Origin of the sequence: Chryseobacterium sp. StRB126, from assembly GCF_000829375.1 — a bacterium.
Lineage (GTDB): Bacteria > Bacteroidota > Bacteroidia > Flavobacteriales > Weeksellaceae > Chryseobacterium.
In genome coordinates, this window is record NZ_AP014624.1 from 4,232,639 (window position 1) to 4,249,729 (window position 17,091).

The following is a 17,091-nucleotide window of genomic DNA, read 5'->3' on the forward strand; positions in this document are numbered from 1 at the left end:
ATTGTTCTCATTAAGAAAAATAAAGCTCATTAATTGACTTATTTTATTGCTATAATTTGATATATTTGCGTATAAATTGTAATAAAAAGCGGAATAAAAACAATCTGTTTTCTTGTCTTTTAAAATCATTACCCTCTAAGGATCAATACTAACTATAAATATCTGAGATGTATAAAGTTTTTGTGAACGAAAAAAAATTATTGATATCTAAACATCCCGAAGGACTTGAAAAAAAACTGGGGTATGAAAGTTTCACGACTTTAGAAATCGCATTGGATCTTTTAGAGAACACCTCTGTAAACGAACTTAATGTGTATGGTGAGAATATTGATGAGATCTGGCAGGAGTTCCAAAAGCTGTTCAGAATTATTGAAGCTGCCGGAGGGCTGGTCATTAAACCTGAAGGAGAAATGCTTTTCATCAGAAGATTAGGCAAATGGGATCTTCCAAAAGGGAAAATGGAAAAAGGAGAATCCAGAGAAGAGTCTGCAGTAAGGGAAATTGAAGAGGAAACGGGTTTAAGGGATGTAGAACTTGTGCAGTTCATTAATACTACTTATCATATCTATATCGAAAGGAACGGTGAAAAAATACTGAAATGCACCCACTGGTTTGAAATGAGCTTCAATGGTGAAGATACTTCAAAGCCACAGATAGAGGAAGGAATTACTGAAGTTGCCTGGAAAAACACCACTCAGATTGAAGATGAAGTTTTCCCAAGCACATTCAAGAATATTAAACTTATTGTAAAAGAATTCTGGGCTTTAAAGGCTAAATAAAATCAATAACCTTTTCCAGCGCTATTCCTCTTGATCCTTTCAATAGTATATTTTCTGACTGAATTTTATGCTGCTGTAAATATTCAGTAAGTTCCACTGTATTTTCAAAAGCAAGATCTGATACATTCACTTCTTTAAAGTGTTTCCCAACAGTGATAATGGTATCAAACCCAAGTATTTTAGCCAATTCTATGATGTTTTGATGCTCTTTCTTACTCTCAGCACCCAATTCCAACATATCACCGATAATAATGGTTTTACTGCCTTCAAACGTGATAAAGTTATTTAAGGAAGCGGTCATCGAACTCGGGTTAGCATTATAAGTATCCAGCACCAATGTTCTGTTTTCTTTTTTTACCACTTGTGAACGCATATTTGTAGGAGTATACTGCTCTACTGCATGCTTTATTTTTTCAAAGCTGATTCCAAAATGAAGTCCAAGGCTTGCTGCAGCACAAAGATTGGTAAAATTGTAGGCTCCAGTCAGTTTAGACACTGTTTTTTCTCCCTGATAAATAAGTCCTACAAAATGATCTTCTGAGAAAGGTTCAAAATTGTAATCTGACTCTACTGTTCCAAAAGTAATTTTAGGGGAATAGTTTTTCGTCTTTTCAACTTGAATAGGATCATTTTCATTAACAATAATGGTCTGTTGATTTTCTTTAAGATAATCATAAAGTTCAGACTTCCCTTTAATCACTCCTTCAAAGCCACCGAAACCTTCCAGGTGTGCTTTTCCAAAATTGGTAATATATCCGAAATCCGGTTGTGCAATGGTACAAAGATGTTCTATTTCTTTCTGATGATTGGCTCCCATTTCAATCACAGCCATTTCATGTTCAGGTTTAATGGAAAGAATGGTCAAAGGAACTCCGATGTGATTATTAAGATTTCCATAAGTATACTGAACATTAAATTTTTCTGAAAGTACTGCATGAATCAGCTCCTTTGTTGTTGTTTTTCCGTTACTCCCTGTAAGGCCAATAAAAGGAATGTTAAGCTGGCTTCTATGGTATACTGCCAATTGCTGCAGGAATTCAAGAGTAGAGGAAACATAGAAAATATTCTTATCCTTATTTTCAAATTCAGGCTGCTCAACAATAACAGCTAAAGCTCCGTCTTCTATGGCTTTTTCTGCCAGTGTTGCTGCATTAAAATTATCACCGGAAAAGGCAAAAAAGATATCATTCCTGGCTATTTTCCGGCTATCGATCGTTACTTTGTCGGCCTGTAAAAACAAAGGATAAAACTGTTCTATATTCATATTGAAATATATTTTTTTCTAATAGTAACCGCTAAATTTACGTCTATATTTTTGAGTTATTCGGCTAAGCGGTTTCGCTGTTCAAAAATAAAAAACCTTCCGAAAATCCGGAAGGTTTTTTAAAAGTATTTTTTGATAAATATTATCTTCTAGTTCTGTTCTTATCATTAGTTCTGGCATCCTGTGCAACACGGAAACCAATCCAACCATAAGCTCTACCTTGATTTTTATATCTTCTTTGTCCCGGATCAAGCCAGTATGCTGTATCTTGCCAAGAACCTCCTTTTACCACTCTAACATCATTAGAAATTCCAGATGTTCTGTCTTTGGTATCTTTCAGCATTTTAACTCTGCCGCTTGCGTCTACAACAAAACTCTTTCTAGGTGCATTGTACATATCGAATCCTGCAGCTGAGTCTGATTCTCTTCTGTATTCTAAAGAAGATTGTCTGTCACCATCTCTGTAGTTTCTGTAATCAGCAATCGTTTGTCTTTCGAATTGTCCAGGCAAACCTTTATATACTAATCTACCATCTGCTAAGGTATCATACTTAATGGTACCTTCGTCTATCATTTTGTAAGTTCCGTCACCGTTTCTTACGATAGCCTGAGGCATATTTCCTCTGTAGTAGTTGAAGTCATTGTAATCTTCATCAATGATAGGTCTGTAAACATCAGCAGTCCATTCTGAAACGTTACCATACATACCATAGATCCCAAGGTCGTTAGACGGATATTGTCTTACATCTGAAGTTTGTGCAGATCCATCATTTTTCCATCCAGCAATACCAGAGTAATCTCCTTTACCCATTTTAAAGTTTTCAAGGAACATTCCTCTTTCTTTTCCTTTGGTACCTCTTAATCTTTCGATTTCAGGTTTCTTACCAAGGTATTGGTTATATTCTCTGTTTTTCGCCATACCTAGAGCTGCATATTCCCATTCAACTTCAGTAGGAAGTCTGAATTTCTGAACCATTGCACCATTAGGAGCTCTGTTTGCAGACAATAATCTCTGGTTAGTCGTTTTCATACCAGATTTCTGCTGCATTCTTTTTTCGTTGATATATCCTTGCATTTCAGGATCATTCGCTTTGAATTTATCCATGTTAAATGCTGTCCCTCCCTGGTTGTTAGATTCATTGATATACAAATCTTTAGCAATAACACCTGCCTGCATCAAAGCTTTTTCATTTGCTCTGTCTGTCAACCATTCACAGTATCTGTTTGCTTGGGTCCAGGAAACACCTACCACTGGATAGTAATCGAATTCCGGAGAACGCAGATAGGTTTCATTATAATCGTTTCTAGATAATTTGTTGTCCCATAATAAGGTATCCGGTAAAGCACCGTTATAGATTTCCTTAAAACTTGGGTCACTTGGAGGGAATACATACTTCAACCATGTAAGGTATTCGCGGTATTCGTAGTTAGTAATTTCTGTTTCTCCGATGAAGAATGAACTCACCTGCATCCTGCGTGGTGTGTTATTCCAATCGTGCATAACATCATCTTTCACTAATCCCATTGTAAAAGTTCCACCTTCTACATATACCATTCCCGGCCAACCCTTCTGCTTCTGTTGCTTTCCTGCAAAAAACCAACCCTGTTTTTCGTTTGGTTTCCAACCCGTTTTACTGACAAATTTTTTGGTACCGCCACCTTTGCTGGTTCCTGATCCGCCACAGCTGGTTAATGCAAGTGTAGAACTTAATGCTATTAATGAAAACAACTTTAGTTTTTTCATAGTCGATATAAATATTTTCAAGAGTACAAAGAAAAAATAAATTATTCAATAAATCAAATAAAGATTTGATTTTTTTGAACAACGATAACAAATTAATTTTATTGTATTACAATTTAATTCTAAAATTTTCATTTATTTTGTAATTTAGCAATTTCAATAATAAACATGAGACGAAAAATCACGCTTTTATCTTTAATCGCTTTTGCATCAACACTTTACGCTCAAAAAAACACCATAGAATGGGATGGTTCTAAAATTCAGAACTTTGGTGACTCAAAATTAAATCTTCCAAATTTTAAAAATGGAGGTTTTTCTTTTAGCCAAAATAACGTTTTTATAGTAACAAAGCAAAAAATCGGAGAAAAGGAGCTGAAAATTTCTGATCTTGCCTGGGATGGAATTTCGAACCAGGATTTATTTGAATTAGACAAAGGCGGACTGCCTGATCGTGATATTGCAGAAGTTACCTATTATACATTAGATGGAGAACGATATGCCAGTATTAGTGTAGGTTTATTCAAAAAAACAAAAGGAGGTGTACTCAGATTATCCTCGTTTAATGTTTCTGAAACCTCTACTCCAATTAATACTTTTGGAGGTGTTAATAAAATAGGAACTAACGACAACCCTCTTGCCAGTGGAAACTTTTACAAAATAAAGGTTGACAAGTCCGGAATATTTAAAATCACATCCCAATTTTTAAGAGATAATGGAATTAATCCTTCTTCTGTAAATCCAAAGAATATGAGAATTTATGGAAACGGAGGAATTATGCTCCCTGAATTTAACCAGGATCCCCGATATAATTCTTTACAGGAAAACGCCATTCAGGTAGTGGGTGAAGAGGACGGAGTCTGGAATGATAATGATTATGCCTTATTCTATGCACAAGGGCCCAATGGATACAATCTTTATGATACCAATAACGGACAAGGATTTAAAAGAAAAGAAACAAGATCAGATGCCAGTAATAACGTAAAAAATATATATGATGACTTTTCCTATTATTATATCAATTTTGATAAAGGTACAGGGAAAAGAGTCGCTACTATAGACGGAAATCTACCTGCTCAAATGATAACCCGGTATGATAGTTACCAGGTCATCAATAATGATCAGACCAATTTATTGAAAGTAGGAAGAATATGGCTAGAAGATACTCCTTTCAGCACTGAAAAGGTCATCACTCTTACCACAAACTCTCCTATACAGCCTACGGATATTATAAAGTACAGATCACAAGTGGTAGGATACAGATCACAACAGAATTTTATTGATATTAAAATCAATGATCTTAATCCGTTTCACGATAAGGTTCCTATTGATGATCCTACTTATTCATATATGTTCTATCCTATGAGGTACAATGGAAGTATTACCAACCAGACAGGAAATCAGATCACCTTGAAATACAACCCGGATATTTCTACCAACCCTAACGGAACTTTTTACTTTGACTATCTTGAAGTACAGTATAAGGAAAATCTGGCATTTAATGGTTCGCAGATGAATTTCAGGGATTATTCTATTGTAAGTGGAAGTAATACCAATTATGGATTCAGTATTTCCAATGCAGCTGGTGTGGAACAGGTATGGGATGTTACTGATATTACGAATGCCAACAGAAGAGTGAATAAGGCAGGAGCCGGCTCTTTCAATTTTGCTTACACAGCTTCTGATCAGAATTTTAACAATGAATTTGTGGCTTTCCGTGCCGATGCCGCTTTCACGCCCCAATTTGTAGGAAGAATTGCCAATCAGAATCTTTCAGCAATCAGCAATATAGATTATTTAATTCTTACTGTACCTGAACTGATGGGGCAGGCACAAAGACTCGCCAATTATCATCAGACAAAGAATAATTATAAGGTAGAAATTGTAGATGTTAATAAGGTCTATGAAGAATTTGGAAACGGAAGTAAAGATCTTACAGCAGTAAGGGATTTCGTTACAAAATTAAATACACCGGAAGGAAGACTTAAATACGTATTTATTCTTGGGGATGCTTCTTATGATTATAAGAACAGAATTTCCAATAATAACAATATTGTTTCTGCTTATCAAAGTGAACATTCTTCAGATTATGTACAGTCTTTTGTTACAGACGATTATATTGTAATGACTCAGCCTCAGACGGGATCTAACATACTATACAATCTTCCCAACCTTCCTGTAGGAAGAATTCCCGCTGCCAATAATACAGAGGCAGCCAATATGATTGATAAGACCCTGGCTTATTACAATGCACTTCCAGGGCAATCCAGCCCTTTTGGAGATTGGAGAATGAAACTTGATTTTGTTGTGGATGATAATGAGGAAGGCGGAAGTCCTTTCCATAATGTGATGAACAATGCACTGGTAAATATATTTGAACAACCGGGAGTGCAGGCCTTAAAAGAATACAATGTAAAAAAACTATATCAGGATGCCTTTACAATGCAAAGTACGGCGGGAGGACCAAGATATCCACAGGTAAACCAGGCTATCTCTAACAGTATAGGAAACAGTTTGTATTTGTTCTACTTTGGCCACGGAGGAATCAATGGCTGGGCTCAGGAAAGAGTATTAACCAGTACCGAGATACAGAATTCTAATAATTTTTCCAGTGTATATAGCAGATTTCCGTTAGTGTCTACCATAACCTGTGAATTTACATTATGGGATGAACCCTCTACCAATTCTGCCGGTGAGCAGTTTATGAAATTAAAGCAAGGAGGACCTGCTACAATGATTACCTCCAGCCGTGCTATAGCCATTGATTATGGACGAAGCTTCACAGATACTTTCACCAAACATATTTTCAAATTAACAAATGATGATTTTAATACTTTAGGATACGCTCATTTAAATGCAAAAAAAGAAACAGGAGGCAACCCTAATCACCTTAGAGTAAATCTATTGGGTGATCCTGCTATGAAACTGAGCCGACCTCAAAGATTATTGGTCATTGATGATATTGAAACTCCGGTTCCGGGATTGATAAGAGGACTTGACTTTGTTAAAATAAAAGGCCATATCAACAACCCTAACGGAACTGTGAACACTACCTTCAACGGAAGAGTGGCCATTAATATTTTTGATAAAAGACTGAATAAAAAAACACTGAACAACAATAACTGGGCACATGCTATATTAAATTATACTGAGGAAGGAAGCGCTATTGTAAAAGCTTCCGGATTGGCTGTAAACGGTGTATTTACTGCAGAATTCTATGTTCCTAAAGATATCAATTATGCTGTAGGTGAAGGAAGAATATTAGGATATGCTGATAATAAGGTAACCGATGTATTCAATAATCAGTCTGTTCAGGTGGGAGACATCAATCCTAACGGAATTAATGATAACCAGCCACCAAAAGTAAAACTATACATGAACAACACCAACTTTGCAGATGGTGGAATTACCAATCAGAATCCAATGCTTCTGGCTTGTCTTACTGATGACACAGGAATTAATTCTACCGGATCAGGGGTAGGCCACGATATTACGGTCTATTTAGATGGTCAGGTTATCAATACAGTTATTCTGAATGATTTCTACTCTCCGGGAGAAGGAAACGGATGCTTAAATCCAAGTCTTGCCGAGTATCAAAAAGGAAATGTAAGCTATCCTTTCAGAAATCTGCCGGTTGGCCAACACCAATTAACATTTAAAGTTTGGGATATAAACAATAATTCGACAACTACAACGTTAAATTTTGAGGTTAAAGATGAAGCTGACCAACATCTGACGATCAACCGTCCGTTGAACTGGCCAAATCCATTCACCAATAAAACATATATTCAGTTTGAACACAATTGTGATGATATTCTGGATGTGAATGTACAGATTTATACCATTACCGGAAGATTGGTAAAAACTTTATCTCAGCCGGTAGTTGCAGAACCGTTCCTTCAGGGCTTTAGAACCCCTCGCCAGGCTATAGAATGGGACGGAAGAGATGATTTTGGGGCTACTGTTGCAAAAGGTACATATATTTTTAAGATATTTGCAAAAAGCCAAAACCAAGAAAAATGCAAAGGAAGTGCCACAGCTGTAGAAAAAATGGTACTTTTGAAATAATTAAATAACACATAGACAATAAAATTTATAAAAAACTGATAATATATAAAAGACAACATATGAATTTAACTACTAAACTGCTTTTAGGACTTGGGTTAAGTGCTGGTTTTCTGGGCTATTCACAAACAAACCCTGTACTTACCGGAGCTCCCTTCCTGAGAATTGCGCCAGACGCAAGATCGGGAGGTATGGGAGATCAAGGGGTAGTAACTTCTCCTGATGCATTTTCACAATTCTGGAATGCAGCTAAATATCCTTTTAGCAGAACAAGTTCTTCCGTAGGTCTTACCTATACACCCTATATGGGAAAACTTACCAATGATGTATTCTTATTATACGGAGCATTTCATAAATTCCTTGGACAGGATGAAAGGTCTACTATTTCCGCGAGTATCTATTATTTCAATATGGGAGAAGTAGAGCTTACTCAATTAGTAGGTAATGATGTTACTTCAAACGGGGTATCAAAACCTAATGAATTTTCCATTGACGTAGCTTATGGTCTGAAACTTTCTGACTCCTACTCCATGGCTGTAACCGGTAGATTTATCCGTTCAGACTTAGCCGGAGGATTCAACACAGATAATACACTTAAAGCAGCAAACTCTTTTGCTGTAGATATTTCAGCATACTATACTTCTGAAAGATTTTCAAGTTTCGGAGGATATGACAGTAAATTAAATGCAGGTTTGGCAATACAAAACCTGGGTCCAAAGCTGGATTATACCGGAAATGAGGAATCAAGATCTTATCTTCCTACCATGGCGAGACTAGGGATTGGATATGATATGTATCTGGATGATTTGAACAGAATCGGACTTTCTGTAGAAGGGTCAAAACTTTTAGTACCAGGATCTGAATATGCAGGAGTAGATGCTTACAGAAGACCTAAATATGAAATTCCAAATGTAGGTCCAATAGCAGGTATCGGAAAGTCATTCAAAAACCCAAACAGTATCATGTATAGTGGTGCTTTGGAATATTCATATGACAATGCTTTCTCAGTAAGAGGAGGTTATTTCCATGAAAGTGAAGAACAGGGAGCAAGACAATTCGCAACAGCTGGTATCGGATTGAAATACCGTTCTTTCGGACTTGATCTTTCTTATCTAATCAATATGTCTAAAGTGAATACAGCATTGGATAATACTCTTCGTTTCGGTCTTACCTGGAACATTGGTGAAGAGACATCCAATAACGACCGTTAATACATTCCACAATTATACAAAAAGCCTCTTCTATTTTGAATGAGGCTTTTTTTGTTCAATACCATTATCTCAGTTATCTATTCGTTACGTTTGTCATTTTTTATTATCTGAAAACTCACCTTCCATTTTGCCAAGTAAAAATTTATCTTTGATTATACAGCTTGCTACCACTATTAAAAAAATATAATATTTAAGTTTACAAAAGTCTATCCTTTATGGCGGTTTTGTTAAATTCAATAGCTATTTTTGTAATATGAACTATTCGGCGGAGCTAAAAAAATTTGTGACCAGTCAGTATCTGTATTCTGCAATCAGAATTACATTAGCTACTGTTCTCCCTTGTTTAGTTCTTGCCCACTTTGGAATTTTAAAAGAATACTTCCTCTTCCCTCTTGGAACCAGCTTTGTAGCTCTTACCGATCAGCCCGGACCTTTTATCAGAAGAAGAAATGCACTGGCATTTGCCATTTGCTGTTTTGTGTTTGTGGCATTGATTGCAAGCCTGGTGATGAATTTTAAAATACTGGTACTCCTTGAGATTATTGTTTTTGGAATGTTCTTCTCCTTAATTGGAGTGTATGGCCAGCGATTGGCTGCAGTAGGCTCATTATCACTGGTGGTACTCGCCATATTTATTGACGGCCATCTTACCGGGGCTAATATTTTTAAAAGCTTACTGATATTCACCTGTGGATGTATCTGGTTTTTACTGATATTCCTTGTAGTTACTACCATCCGTCCTTATAAATTGGCGGGTCAGATGATTGGTGAAAATTATCTTCAATTGGCGGAGTTTTTAAAAATTAAAGCTAATTATTATCAGAAGAATCCTGATTTCGATAAACTTACCACTCAGGTTATTGCTAAACAGATTGAAATAAAAAACCTGCAGGAAGACACCAGAGAAACAGTCTTTAAAACCAGGACTATTGTTAATGAATCTACAACGACCAGCCGTTTATTGATGCTGATGTTCCTGAATTCCATGGACCTTCATGAAAAGCTGATGACTTCTGAAAGTGACTATCAGAAACTTCAGCAAAGTTTTGAAGACAGTATGATTCTTGTTAACATTCATGATTATCTTAATCTGCTGGCTGAAGAGATCACCAATATCGGAATTGCCCTCCAAAGCGGAACAAGGGCAAAGCCGATGGTTAACCTTGAACTGGAATTAAAAAACCTTAACTATCATTATTTCGAACTTAGAAATAAACAACTGACTCCTGATAGTTTAGAAAACTTTATGGTTCTTCGTCAGATCCTAATGCGTATCAACGAAATTACCAAGGAAATCAATGAAATTTACAAAGTATTTTCACAAGATGTAAAACTGGCAAAAAGTTTATCCACCGGGCTTGACTTAAAAAAGTTTATGCCCAATGAGCCCAAGCTAAACTCAAAGGTTTTAAGAAATAATATTTCACTATCTTCTTCTCATTTCCGTCATGCAATAAGAATTACAACAGCATTATTACTGGGGTATATTTTTTCCATGTTTGATTTTCTGGGATTGGGACATACCTATTGGATATTAATTACCATTACAGCCATTCTGAAACCGGCCTACTCCATTACCAAGCAACGAAACCTCCTGCGTCTCTATGGCACTGTTACTGGAGCAACAATTGCCTATGTCATATTGCATTTTATACATATCAATAGTGTCTTACTTGCTATTCTGTTGATCAGTATGATTATGTGCTTCAGTTTTCTGAAAGGAAAATATTTTTGGGCAGTCCTGTTTATGACGATCTATATTTTCCTGAGTTTTAATTTTTTAAATCCTGGAAAAGTAGATGTTATTTTTAAAGACAGAATTGTAGATACTGCTATTGCCGGGATTATAGCATTTGCAGTCTCCTATATCGTATTACCTGTCTGGGAACATACTCAAAATCTGGATCTGATGAAAAAATCGGCAGCAGATAATCTTATCTATTTCCAGAGTGTGATGTCTAAATTCCTGCAGGGAAATTTTGATATTGAAGATTATAAGGTAAAGCGAAAAAATGCCATCATTTCATTGGCCAATCTCTCCGATAATTTCCAGAGAATGATCTCAGATCCTAAAAATCAACAGAAAAAACTGGAAGTAGTTCATCAGTTTGTAGCCACTTCACATCTTATTACAGCATATACAGCTTCTCTTTCTCAATATTCTAAAAACAATGAGCAATACCCTGAAATAGATGCTGAAAGCTGGAGCAGGAAAATTGAAGCAGAAATGCAGCAAACTTCAACTTTATTAAATGGAGATGATATCACTGAAGCGCTTAGAATGGAAAGCCGCCTGGAGCCGGAAGACTCTTCTATTGAAGACATGCTTATGAAGAGAAAAACCGAGATAGAGGAAAATGAAATTGTTGACCGAAGAGACCCTGATAAAATTTCACATTTAACAGAGCTAAAAAACATTCATGATATTCTGGAACTGATCTATGATGTTGCTAAAGAACAAAGAAAAGTAATCGAAAAATACAGAAGCGAGAAACATGTTCCTTCTACTCCTCCACAATCGTAAAGCAGTAGTCATCAAAAAACTCCACTCTGGCTTTAAATTCATCTGAAAACTGCTCATCATACACACGACAGCTGATCTTATGAAGATGCTTCAGCTCAAACGGCTTTACTTCATAATTTTTCTTTAAGGACCAATATTTGGAATGGTGAATCTTATACATACTTTCCTTTACACTCCAGATAATAGTGTAAAAAGTATCGGCTTTATCTTCAGGAATAAACCCTCTTTCATTTTCATAGGTGAATTTATCAATCACTCTTAAAATCTTGGGATTGAATTTTTCAACATCTATTCCTATTTTATTTTTAGAAATAGCAATAGCTGCAAAAGGATAAGAATGAGTGATGGAAATTTCCGCATCCTGAGGAGAAAGAAAAGGTTCTCTTTCCTTGTATAGAATCTTGGAGTCTGGTTTTAAACTTTTCAGCAGTTTACGTACCATCAGTACTTCCAATAATTTTTTAGGATGGTAGTCCTTTACTTTTTCAGCATTTTCAGGTTCCAGCAATTCGTTGATATCAAGTGTTTCACTTTCATCATATTTCCAAACCAGAATAGTGGCATTATCATCTGAAAAATCTCTGTAAAGGGGCATTCTTTTTTTATTGGGTAAAAATAAGGAAAAAGTTGGAAGATGAAGACTAAGAAGCTCAGAAGATAGGAACAGGAAGATGGAAGTTTCTTTTTGTTGATAAAAACAAAGGTAAACTTATTTAGAAAATAGAGTTTCAATAACAGTCAGCTTTATGGAAGAAATAGACAAAGTGAGGAAAGGTTGGAGGAGGGAAATTTCTATTTGCATAAAAACAAAGACTGCAAACTTATTAAAAAAATCCATGCAAAAGCAGGCTCACTATTTGGGTTAATAACTTTAACGTCTAACTTCCATCTCCCTTTCCTATTTTATTTAGACTGATGGTTCACATCATTTCTGTGCTCAATAATTTCCAGATTGGCATCCACAAAGTAAGCGCTTCCGAATCCGTTTACATAAGAACCTTTTACAGGTTGTAAAGCAATCAAAATAAAGTCACCCATTTCAGAAATAACATCTACAACTTTTCCGTGAGCTTCTTTCAATTTTGTAACTACGTTATTCCATGTTTCAGAGTCTCTTTCAATCTGAGAGGTTGTAGCTTCTATGGTCAAACGTTCTCTTGCATAAATCTGTTTGGTAGCAGACTCATCCTCAATAAACATGATTGAAGCCTTTCTTCCTTCCGAAAGATTTTTGGTATGTCTTGCCATAAAGGAAACCAAAATATAAAAGGTATTACCAACCTGTACAAACGGCGCATAGCTGGAATTGGGGTTCTCTTCAGCATCTACAGTAGCCAGGATTACACTTTTAGACCTTTCAACCAGTTCCTTTACTTTGGGAGCAACAGGTTTTACTTTTTTTTCTGTATGGGTAGTATTCATAATATAGTATTTGTCAGATAAAAATAATTATTTATATTAAGACTAAATAATTTTAAGCTATGTTTAATCTCATGAAACTGAAATTGATCTGCCGTTTTTTTATCTTAATTATAAATTGTAATTTTGCCTTTCGTTATCAACTGAATTTAAATTTATTCATTACATATGAGTACAACAACACAATACGTTCCTTATAAAGTTAAGGATATCTCCCTTGCAGAATGGGGAAGAAAAGAAATCACCCTTGCAGAAGCAGAAATGCCAGGTTTGATGTCTATCCGTGAAGAGTACGGACCATCTCAACCGCTTAAAGGAGCAAGAATCGCTGGATGTCTTCACATGACAATCCAAACGGCTGTGCTTATCGAGACTTTGGTAGCTTTAGGAGCTGAAGTAACCTGGTCATCTTGTAATATTTTCTCTACACAGGACCATGCAGCTGCTGCAATTGCTGCTGCAGGAATTCCGGTTTATGCTTGGAAAGGTTTAAATGCTGAAGACTTCGACTGGTGTATTGAACAAACTTTATTCTTTGGTGAAGATAGAAAGCCATTAAACATGATCCTGGATGATGGTGGAGATTTAACAAACATGGTTTTTGATAAATACCCTGAATTCACAAAAGACATCAAAGGTCTTTCTGAAGAAACAACTACCGGAGTTCACAGACTGTATGAAAGAATGAAGAACGGAACTTTGGTAATGCCAGCTATCAACGTAAACGACTCTGTAACTAAATCTAAATTCGACAACAAATACGGATGTAAAGAATCTGCAGTAGATGCTGTAAGAAGAGCGACAGACGTAATGTTAGCTGGAAAAAGAGTGGTAGTTTGCGGATACGGAGACGTAGGTAAAGGTACTGCTGCTTCTTTCAGAGGAGCTGGTTCTATTGTAACCGTTACTGAAATTGACCCAATCTGTGCGCTTCAGGCTGCAATGGACGGTTATGAAGTGAAAAGACTAGATACTGTAGTAGATAATGCAGATATCATCATCACTACAACAGGTAACTTCAACATCGTAAGAGGAGAGCACTTCCTTAAAATGAAAGATAAAGCTATCGTTTGTAACATCGGTCACTTCGATAACGAAATCGATATGGCTTGGTTAAATGAAAACTATGGTTCTACTAAATCTGAAGTGAAGCCTCAGGTAGACATCTATACGGTAGAAGGAAAAGAAATCATCATCCTTGCAGAAGGTAGATTGGTAAACTTAGGATGTGCAACAGGACACCCAAGTTTTGTAATGTCTAACTCTTTCTCTAACCAGACTTTGGCACAGATCGAGCTATGGAACAACTCTGCAGCATACAAAAACGAAGTATATATGTTGCCTAAACACTTAGATGAAAAAGTAGCTGCTTTACACCTTAAGAAATTAAGCGTAGAGCTTGAAACGCTTTCTCCTGAGCAGGCTGAATATATCGGAGTAGATGTAAAAGGGCCATTCAAGCCTGAGTATTACAGATATTAAGACTTTTAATTTTTATAAAAAATTCCTTTGCATGTTATTGTAAAGGAATTTTTTATTCACCATATTTATCGAAAATTTAATTAATGAGCATAGATAGCTACCTCTTTATATTAATTTGTTACTCATCAATATTTATTTCTGGATTTTTTATTTCTAGGATTGTCAATTTTAAGACTGCTACCAATCGTTTTGAAAGTATTGATGGTTTTAGGGGACTTCTGGCAACCGGGGTTTTTATTCACCATTCTATAATTTGGAAAAATTACCTCAACACTAATATATGGGAATTACCTAAAAATCATCTTGCTATACATCTTGGTGAAAGTTCTGTAGCATTTTTCTTCATGATTACCAGCTTTCTATTCACTAATAAGCTTTTAAAATCAGGAAATCAGAATCTGATTTTTTGGAGAAACTTATTATATTCAAGGATTTTCAGACTGTTCCCTTTATATTTTTTTGTTGTCACTATTTGTATATTTTTCGCATTAGTTATAGATCATTTTATTTTAAATTCAACTCTATATGTTTTTTTAGCACAGTGCCTAAAATGGTACATGTTCAACATTAAAGGGAAAGTAATTATTGGCCACACTTACAGTATTGATTTTATGTTAGCTGGTGTGGTTTGGTCATTACCCTATGAATGGTTATTCTATTTTACCCTTCCAATTATTGGAACTTTAATGTTAAAGAACAAAAATGTTATATCTATCATTGTATCGATACTATTTATTTTAGTATATATAAATTATAATACGATTAGACTAACACATATTATTTCATTCTTAGGAGGTATGATTCCAGCAATAATTCATTATTTTCATCCTCATATAAAATTAAGCAATAAACTCTATTCACTTTTAGCCATTTTGTGTTTAATTATAGGTCTGTCTTTTGATTCGAGTAGCCGTAATTATTTTTCTAAAACTTTTCTCATCCTAGCATTTACTATTATTGCTTTAGGCAATAATTTATTTGGCTTTTTAAAAATCAATTTTTTAAAATTTTTAGGAGAGATTTCATATAGCACTTACCTAGTTCATGGGGTTTTATTATTCACAACTTTTTACTTTATTGATTTTGATACTATAAAAAATATGAATGGAAACACCTATATGTTTTTGATGTTTATAATTGCAATTTTTCTAAATATAATTTGCTCATTTACATTTTATTTAATTGAGAAGCCATTTATAAACCTATACTATAAAATAATAAGTAAAAAGCAAGTATAATATCTCAAAAAAACAGCTTTTATTTAAAATATAATAACGAATATACAAGCCTTTAAGGATTAGAAAAACAAAAAATCTATCCCTTTACTAATAAGTATAAAGGGATTTTTTGTAAATAATTTTGATACTTAAAAAAAAACTATATTTTTGGGATCATTAATAAAAAACATTAAACATGAAAAAACAAAATGTTTCAGGTGCTTTTGTAGCGGCATCTTGGGTTGCTTTAGGAGCAGGTATGGTTGGTTATATTGTAGGTCTTGCAAGAGCAGAAATGCTGCTGAATGAGAAAGGTTACTATTTTACGATCTTATTATATGGTTTATTTGCCGTTGTTTCTTTACAGAAAGCCGTTCGTGATAGATTAGAAAATATTAAAGTAACTGATATTTACTATGGTATCTGCTGGTTTGCAACCTTATCATCAATCGTTTTATTAGCTATCGGATTATGGAATGCCACCATACTTCCTAGCGAAAAAGGATTTTACGCCTTTGCCTTTCTTTTGGCATTGTTTGGTGCTATTGCCGTTCAGAAGAATACCAGAGACAATATGCTTCAGGAATAATACAGAAATTCCCCAATACCGGAGAGTTTCTTATTTTATATCTTTTTACACTCTGTAATACTTTAGAGTACTCAGAATTTAAAATTCATTAAAGTAAAAACAAAAGCCTCGCTGAAAAGTGAGGCTTTTATATATTGTGAGTTTAGATGTAAACTATTTGTCAAAATGATTAGGATGCTGTGCTTTAATATCTTCCACAGTTCCCAATACTTTATCTTTCAAAGAATCCTGATACTTCTGAAGTTTCGCTGCAATTTCTTCATTACCGCTTCCAATGATTTTAGCGGCTAAAATTCCCGCATTCAATGCACCATTTAATGCTACTGTTGCCACTGGAATTCCACCCGGCATCTGAAGAATTGAAAGTACAGAATCCCACCCGTCAATAGAATTACTAGACAAAATCGGAACTCCGATTACAGGAAGTGTTGTACAACTTGCCACCATTCCCGGAAGATGCGCTGCTCCTCCTGCTCCGGCAACAATCACTTTAAGACCTCTCCCTTGAGCTGTCTTAGCATACTCAAACATTCTTTCCGGTGTTCTGTGAGCTGACACTACCGTCAATTCATAAGGAATATCCAGACTTTTAAGGAAATTTGCAGCCTGTTCCATGATCGGCAGATCACTCTGACTGCCCATAATAATACCTACCATCTTCAATTTTTATTAGATCTCCAAAGATAAAAAATTAAAATTTAAAGCTGGAAGTTGGGAGACTGGAGGCTGGAAGTTTATTTCCGAACAACATAATACCTATTCATTTCATGCTGCAATCTATATAAAGACGACCATACCTTCCC

At 35.3% G+C, this 17,091-nt stretch carries 12 protein-coding genes; 7 read left to right on the plus strand and 5 right to left on the minus strand.

Features of this window, described 5'->3' with window-relative positions; all coding sequences use genetic code 11:
- The first annotated feature begins 167 nt into the window (after nucleotides 1-167).
- Nucleotides 168-779, plus strand: coding sequence for an NUDIX hydrolase (locus tag CHSO_RS19035; protein WP_045499553.1), 612 nt, complete (start codon nucleotides 168-170; stop codon nucleotides 777-779).
- On the opposite strand, the gene CHSO_RS19040 is transcribed toward CHSO_RS19035, so the two are convergent.
- Nucleotides 772-2,043, minus strand: coding sequence for a UDP-N-acetylmuramoyl-tripeptide--D-alanyl-D-alanine ligase (locus tag CHSO_RS19040; RefSeq protein ID WP_045499556.1), 1,272 nt, complete (start codon nucleotides 2,041-2,043; stop codon nucleotides 772-774). The genes CHSO_RS19035 and CHSO_RS19040 overlap by 8 nt on opposite strands.
- 142 nt (nucleotides 2,044-2,185) lie before the next feature.
- Entirely contained in the window at nucleotides 2,186-3,787 is a 1,602-nt protein-coding gene (gene gldJ / locus CHSO_RS19045; protein WP_045499559.1) for a gliding motility lipoprotein GldJ, read from the minus strand.
- Between the two features lie 165 nt (nucleotides 3,788-3,952).
- On the opposite strand from gldJ, the gene porU reads away from it, so the two are divergent.
- The 3 genes from porU (at nucleotide 3,953) to CHSO_RS19060 (ending at nucleotide 11,581) form a co-directional block, all read left to right on the plus strand.
- Nucleotides 3,953-7,849: a type IX secretion system sortase PorU gene (gene porU / locus CHSO_RS19050; RefSeq protein ID WP_045499561.1), complete on the plus strand. Its 3,897-nt coding sequence runs from the start codon at nucleotides 3,953-3,955 to the stop codon at nucleotides 7,847-7,849.
- 59 nt (nucleotides 7,850-7,908) lie between these two features.
- Entirely contained in the window at nucleotides 7,909-9,057 is a 1,149-nt protein-coding gene (gene porV / locus CHSO_RS19055) for a type IX secretion system outer membrane channel protein PorV (RefSeq protein ID WP_045499563.1), read from the plus strand.
- A gap of 253 nt (nucleotides 9,058-9,310) precedes the next feature.
- Nucleotides 9,311-11,581: an FUSC family membrane protein gene (locus tag CHSO_RS19060; RefSeq protein ID WP_045499566.1), complete on the plus strand. Its 2,271-nt coding sequence runs from the start codon at nucleotides 9,311-9,313 to the stop codon at nucleotides 11,579-11,581.
- Here the strand turns inward: CHSO_RS19060 and CHSO_RS19065 are convergent.
- Nucleotides 11,562-12,176: a 4'-phosphopantetheinyl transferase family protein gene (locus CHSO_RS19065; RefSeq protein ID WP_045499570.1), complete on the minus strand. Its 615-nt coding sequence runs from the start codon at nucleotides 12,174-12,176 to the stop codon at nucleotides 11,562-11,564. The genes CHSO_RS19060 and CHSO_RS19065 overlap by 20 nt on opposite strands.
- Before the next feature lie 308 nt (nucleotides 12,177-12,484).
- Nucleotides 12,485-13,003 (minus strand): pyridoxamine 5'-phosphate oxidase family protein, encoded by a 519-nt coding sequence (locus CHSO_RS19070; RefSeq protein ID WP_045499572.1) that lies wholly within the window; start codon nucleotides 13,001-13,003, stop codon nucleotides 12,485-12,487.
- Between the two features lie 165 nt (nucleotides 13,004-13,168).
- On the opposite strand from CHSO_RS19070, the gene ahcY reads away from it, so the two are divergent.
- The 3 genes from ahcY (at nucleotide 13,169) to yiaA (ending at nucleotide 16,288) form a co-directional block, all read left to right on the plus strand.
- Nucleotides 13,169-14,482: an adenosylhomocysteinase gene (ahcY, locus tag CHSO_RS19075; protein WP_045499574.1), complete on the plus strand. Its 1,314-nt coding sequence runs from the start codon at nucleotides 13,169-13,171 to the stop codon at nucleotides 14,480-14,482.
- A gap of 83 nt (nucleotides 14,483-14,565) precedes the next feature.
- On the plus strand, nucleotides 14,566-15,720 hold the full coding sequence (locus CHSO_RS19080; RefSeq protein WP_045499577.1) for an acyltransferase family protein: 1,155 nt from the start codon (nucleotides 14,566-14,568) through the stop codon (nucleotides 15,718-15,720).
- 175 nt (nucleotides 15,721-15,895) lie between these two features.
- On the plus strand, nucleotides 15,896-16,288 hold the full coding sequence (gene yiaA, locus CHSO_RS19085) for an inner membrane protein YiaA (protein ID WP_045499579.1): 393 nt from the start codon (nucleotides 15,896-15,898) through the stop codon (nucleotides 16,286-16,288).
- Nucleotides 16,289-16,441: 153 nt separating this feature from the next.
- On the opposite strand, the gene purE is transcribed toward yiaA, so the two are convergent.
- Entirely contained in the window at nucleotides 16,442-16,945 is a 504-nt protein-coding gene (purE, locus tag CHSO_RS19090; RefSeq protein WP_045499582.1) for a 5-(carboxyamino)imidazole ribonucleotide mutase, read from the minus strand.
- Nucleotides 16,946-17,091 lie beyond the last annotated feature (146 nt).

What these genes read in the sequence shown, in the direction of transcription:
- purE (WP_045499582.1), bottom strand. Translation starts at nt 16,945, where the DNA reads ATGGTAGGTATTATTATGGGCAGTCAGAGTGATCTGCCGATCATGGAA.
- CHSO_RS19080 (WP_045499577.1), top strand. Translation starts at nt 14,566, where the DNA reads ATGAGCATAGATAGCTACCTCTTTATATTAATTTGTTACTCATCAATA.
- gldJ (WP_045499559.1), bottom strand. Translation starts at nt 3,787, where the DNA reads ATGAAAAAACTAAAGTTGTTTTCATTAATAGCATTAAGTTCTACACTT.
- porU (WP_045499561.1), top strand. Translation starts at nt 3,953, where the DNA reads ATGAGACGAAAAATCACGCTTTTATCTTTAATCGCTTTTGCATCAACA.
- CHSO_RS19040 (WP_045499556.1), bottom strand. Translation starts at nt 2,043, where the DNA reads ATGAATATAGAACAGTTTTATCCTTTGTTTTTACAGGCCGACAAAGTA.
- CHSO_RS19070 (WP_045499572.1), bottom strand. Translation starts at nt 13,003, where the DNA reads ATGAATACTACCCATACAGAAAAAAAAGTAAAACCTGTTGCTCCCAAA.
- yiaA (WP_045499579.1), top strand. Translation starts at nt 15,896, where the DNA reads ATGAAAAAACAAAATGTTTCAGGTGCTTTTGTAGCGGCATCTTGGGTT.
- CHSO_RS19065 (WP_045499570.1), bottom strand. Translation starts at nt 12,176, where the DNA reads ATGCCCCTTTACAGAGATTTTTCAGATGATAATGCCACTATTCTGGTT.
- porV (WP_045499563.1), top strand. Translation starts at nt 7,909, where the DNA reads ATGAATTTAACTACTAAACTGCTTTTAGGACTTGGGTTAAGTGCTGGT.
- ahcY (WP_045499574.1), top strand. Translation starts at nt 13,169, where the DNA reads ATGAGTACAACAACACAATACGTTCCTTATAAAGTTAAGGATATCTCC.
- CHSO_RS19035 (WP_045499553.1), top strand. Translation starts at nt 168, where the DNA reads ATGTATAAAGTTTTTGTGAACGAAAAAAAATTATTGATATCTAAACAT.
- CHSO_RS19060 (WP_045499566.1), top strand. Translation starts at nt 9,311, where the DNA reads ATGAACTATTCGGCGGAGCTAAAAAAATTTGTGACCAGTCAGTATCTG.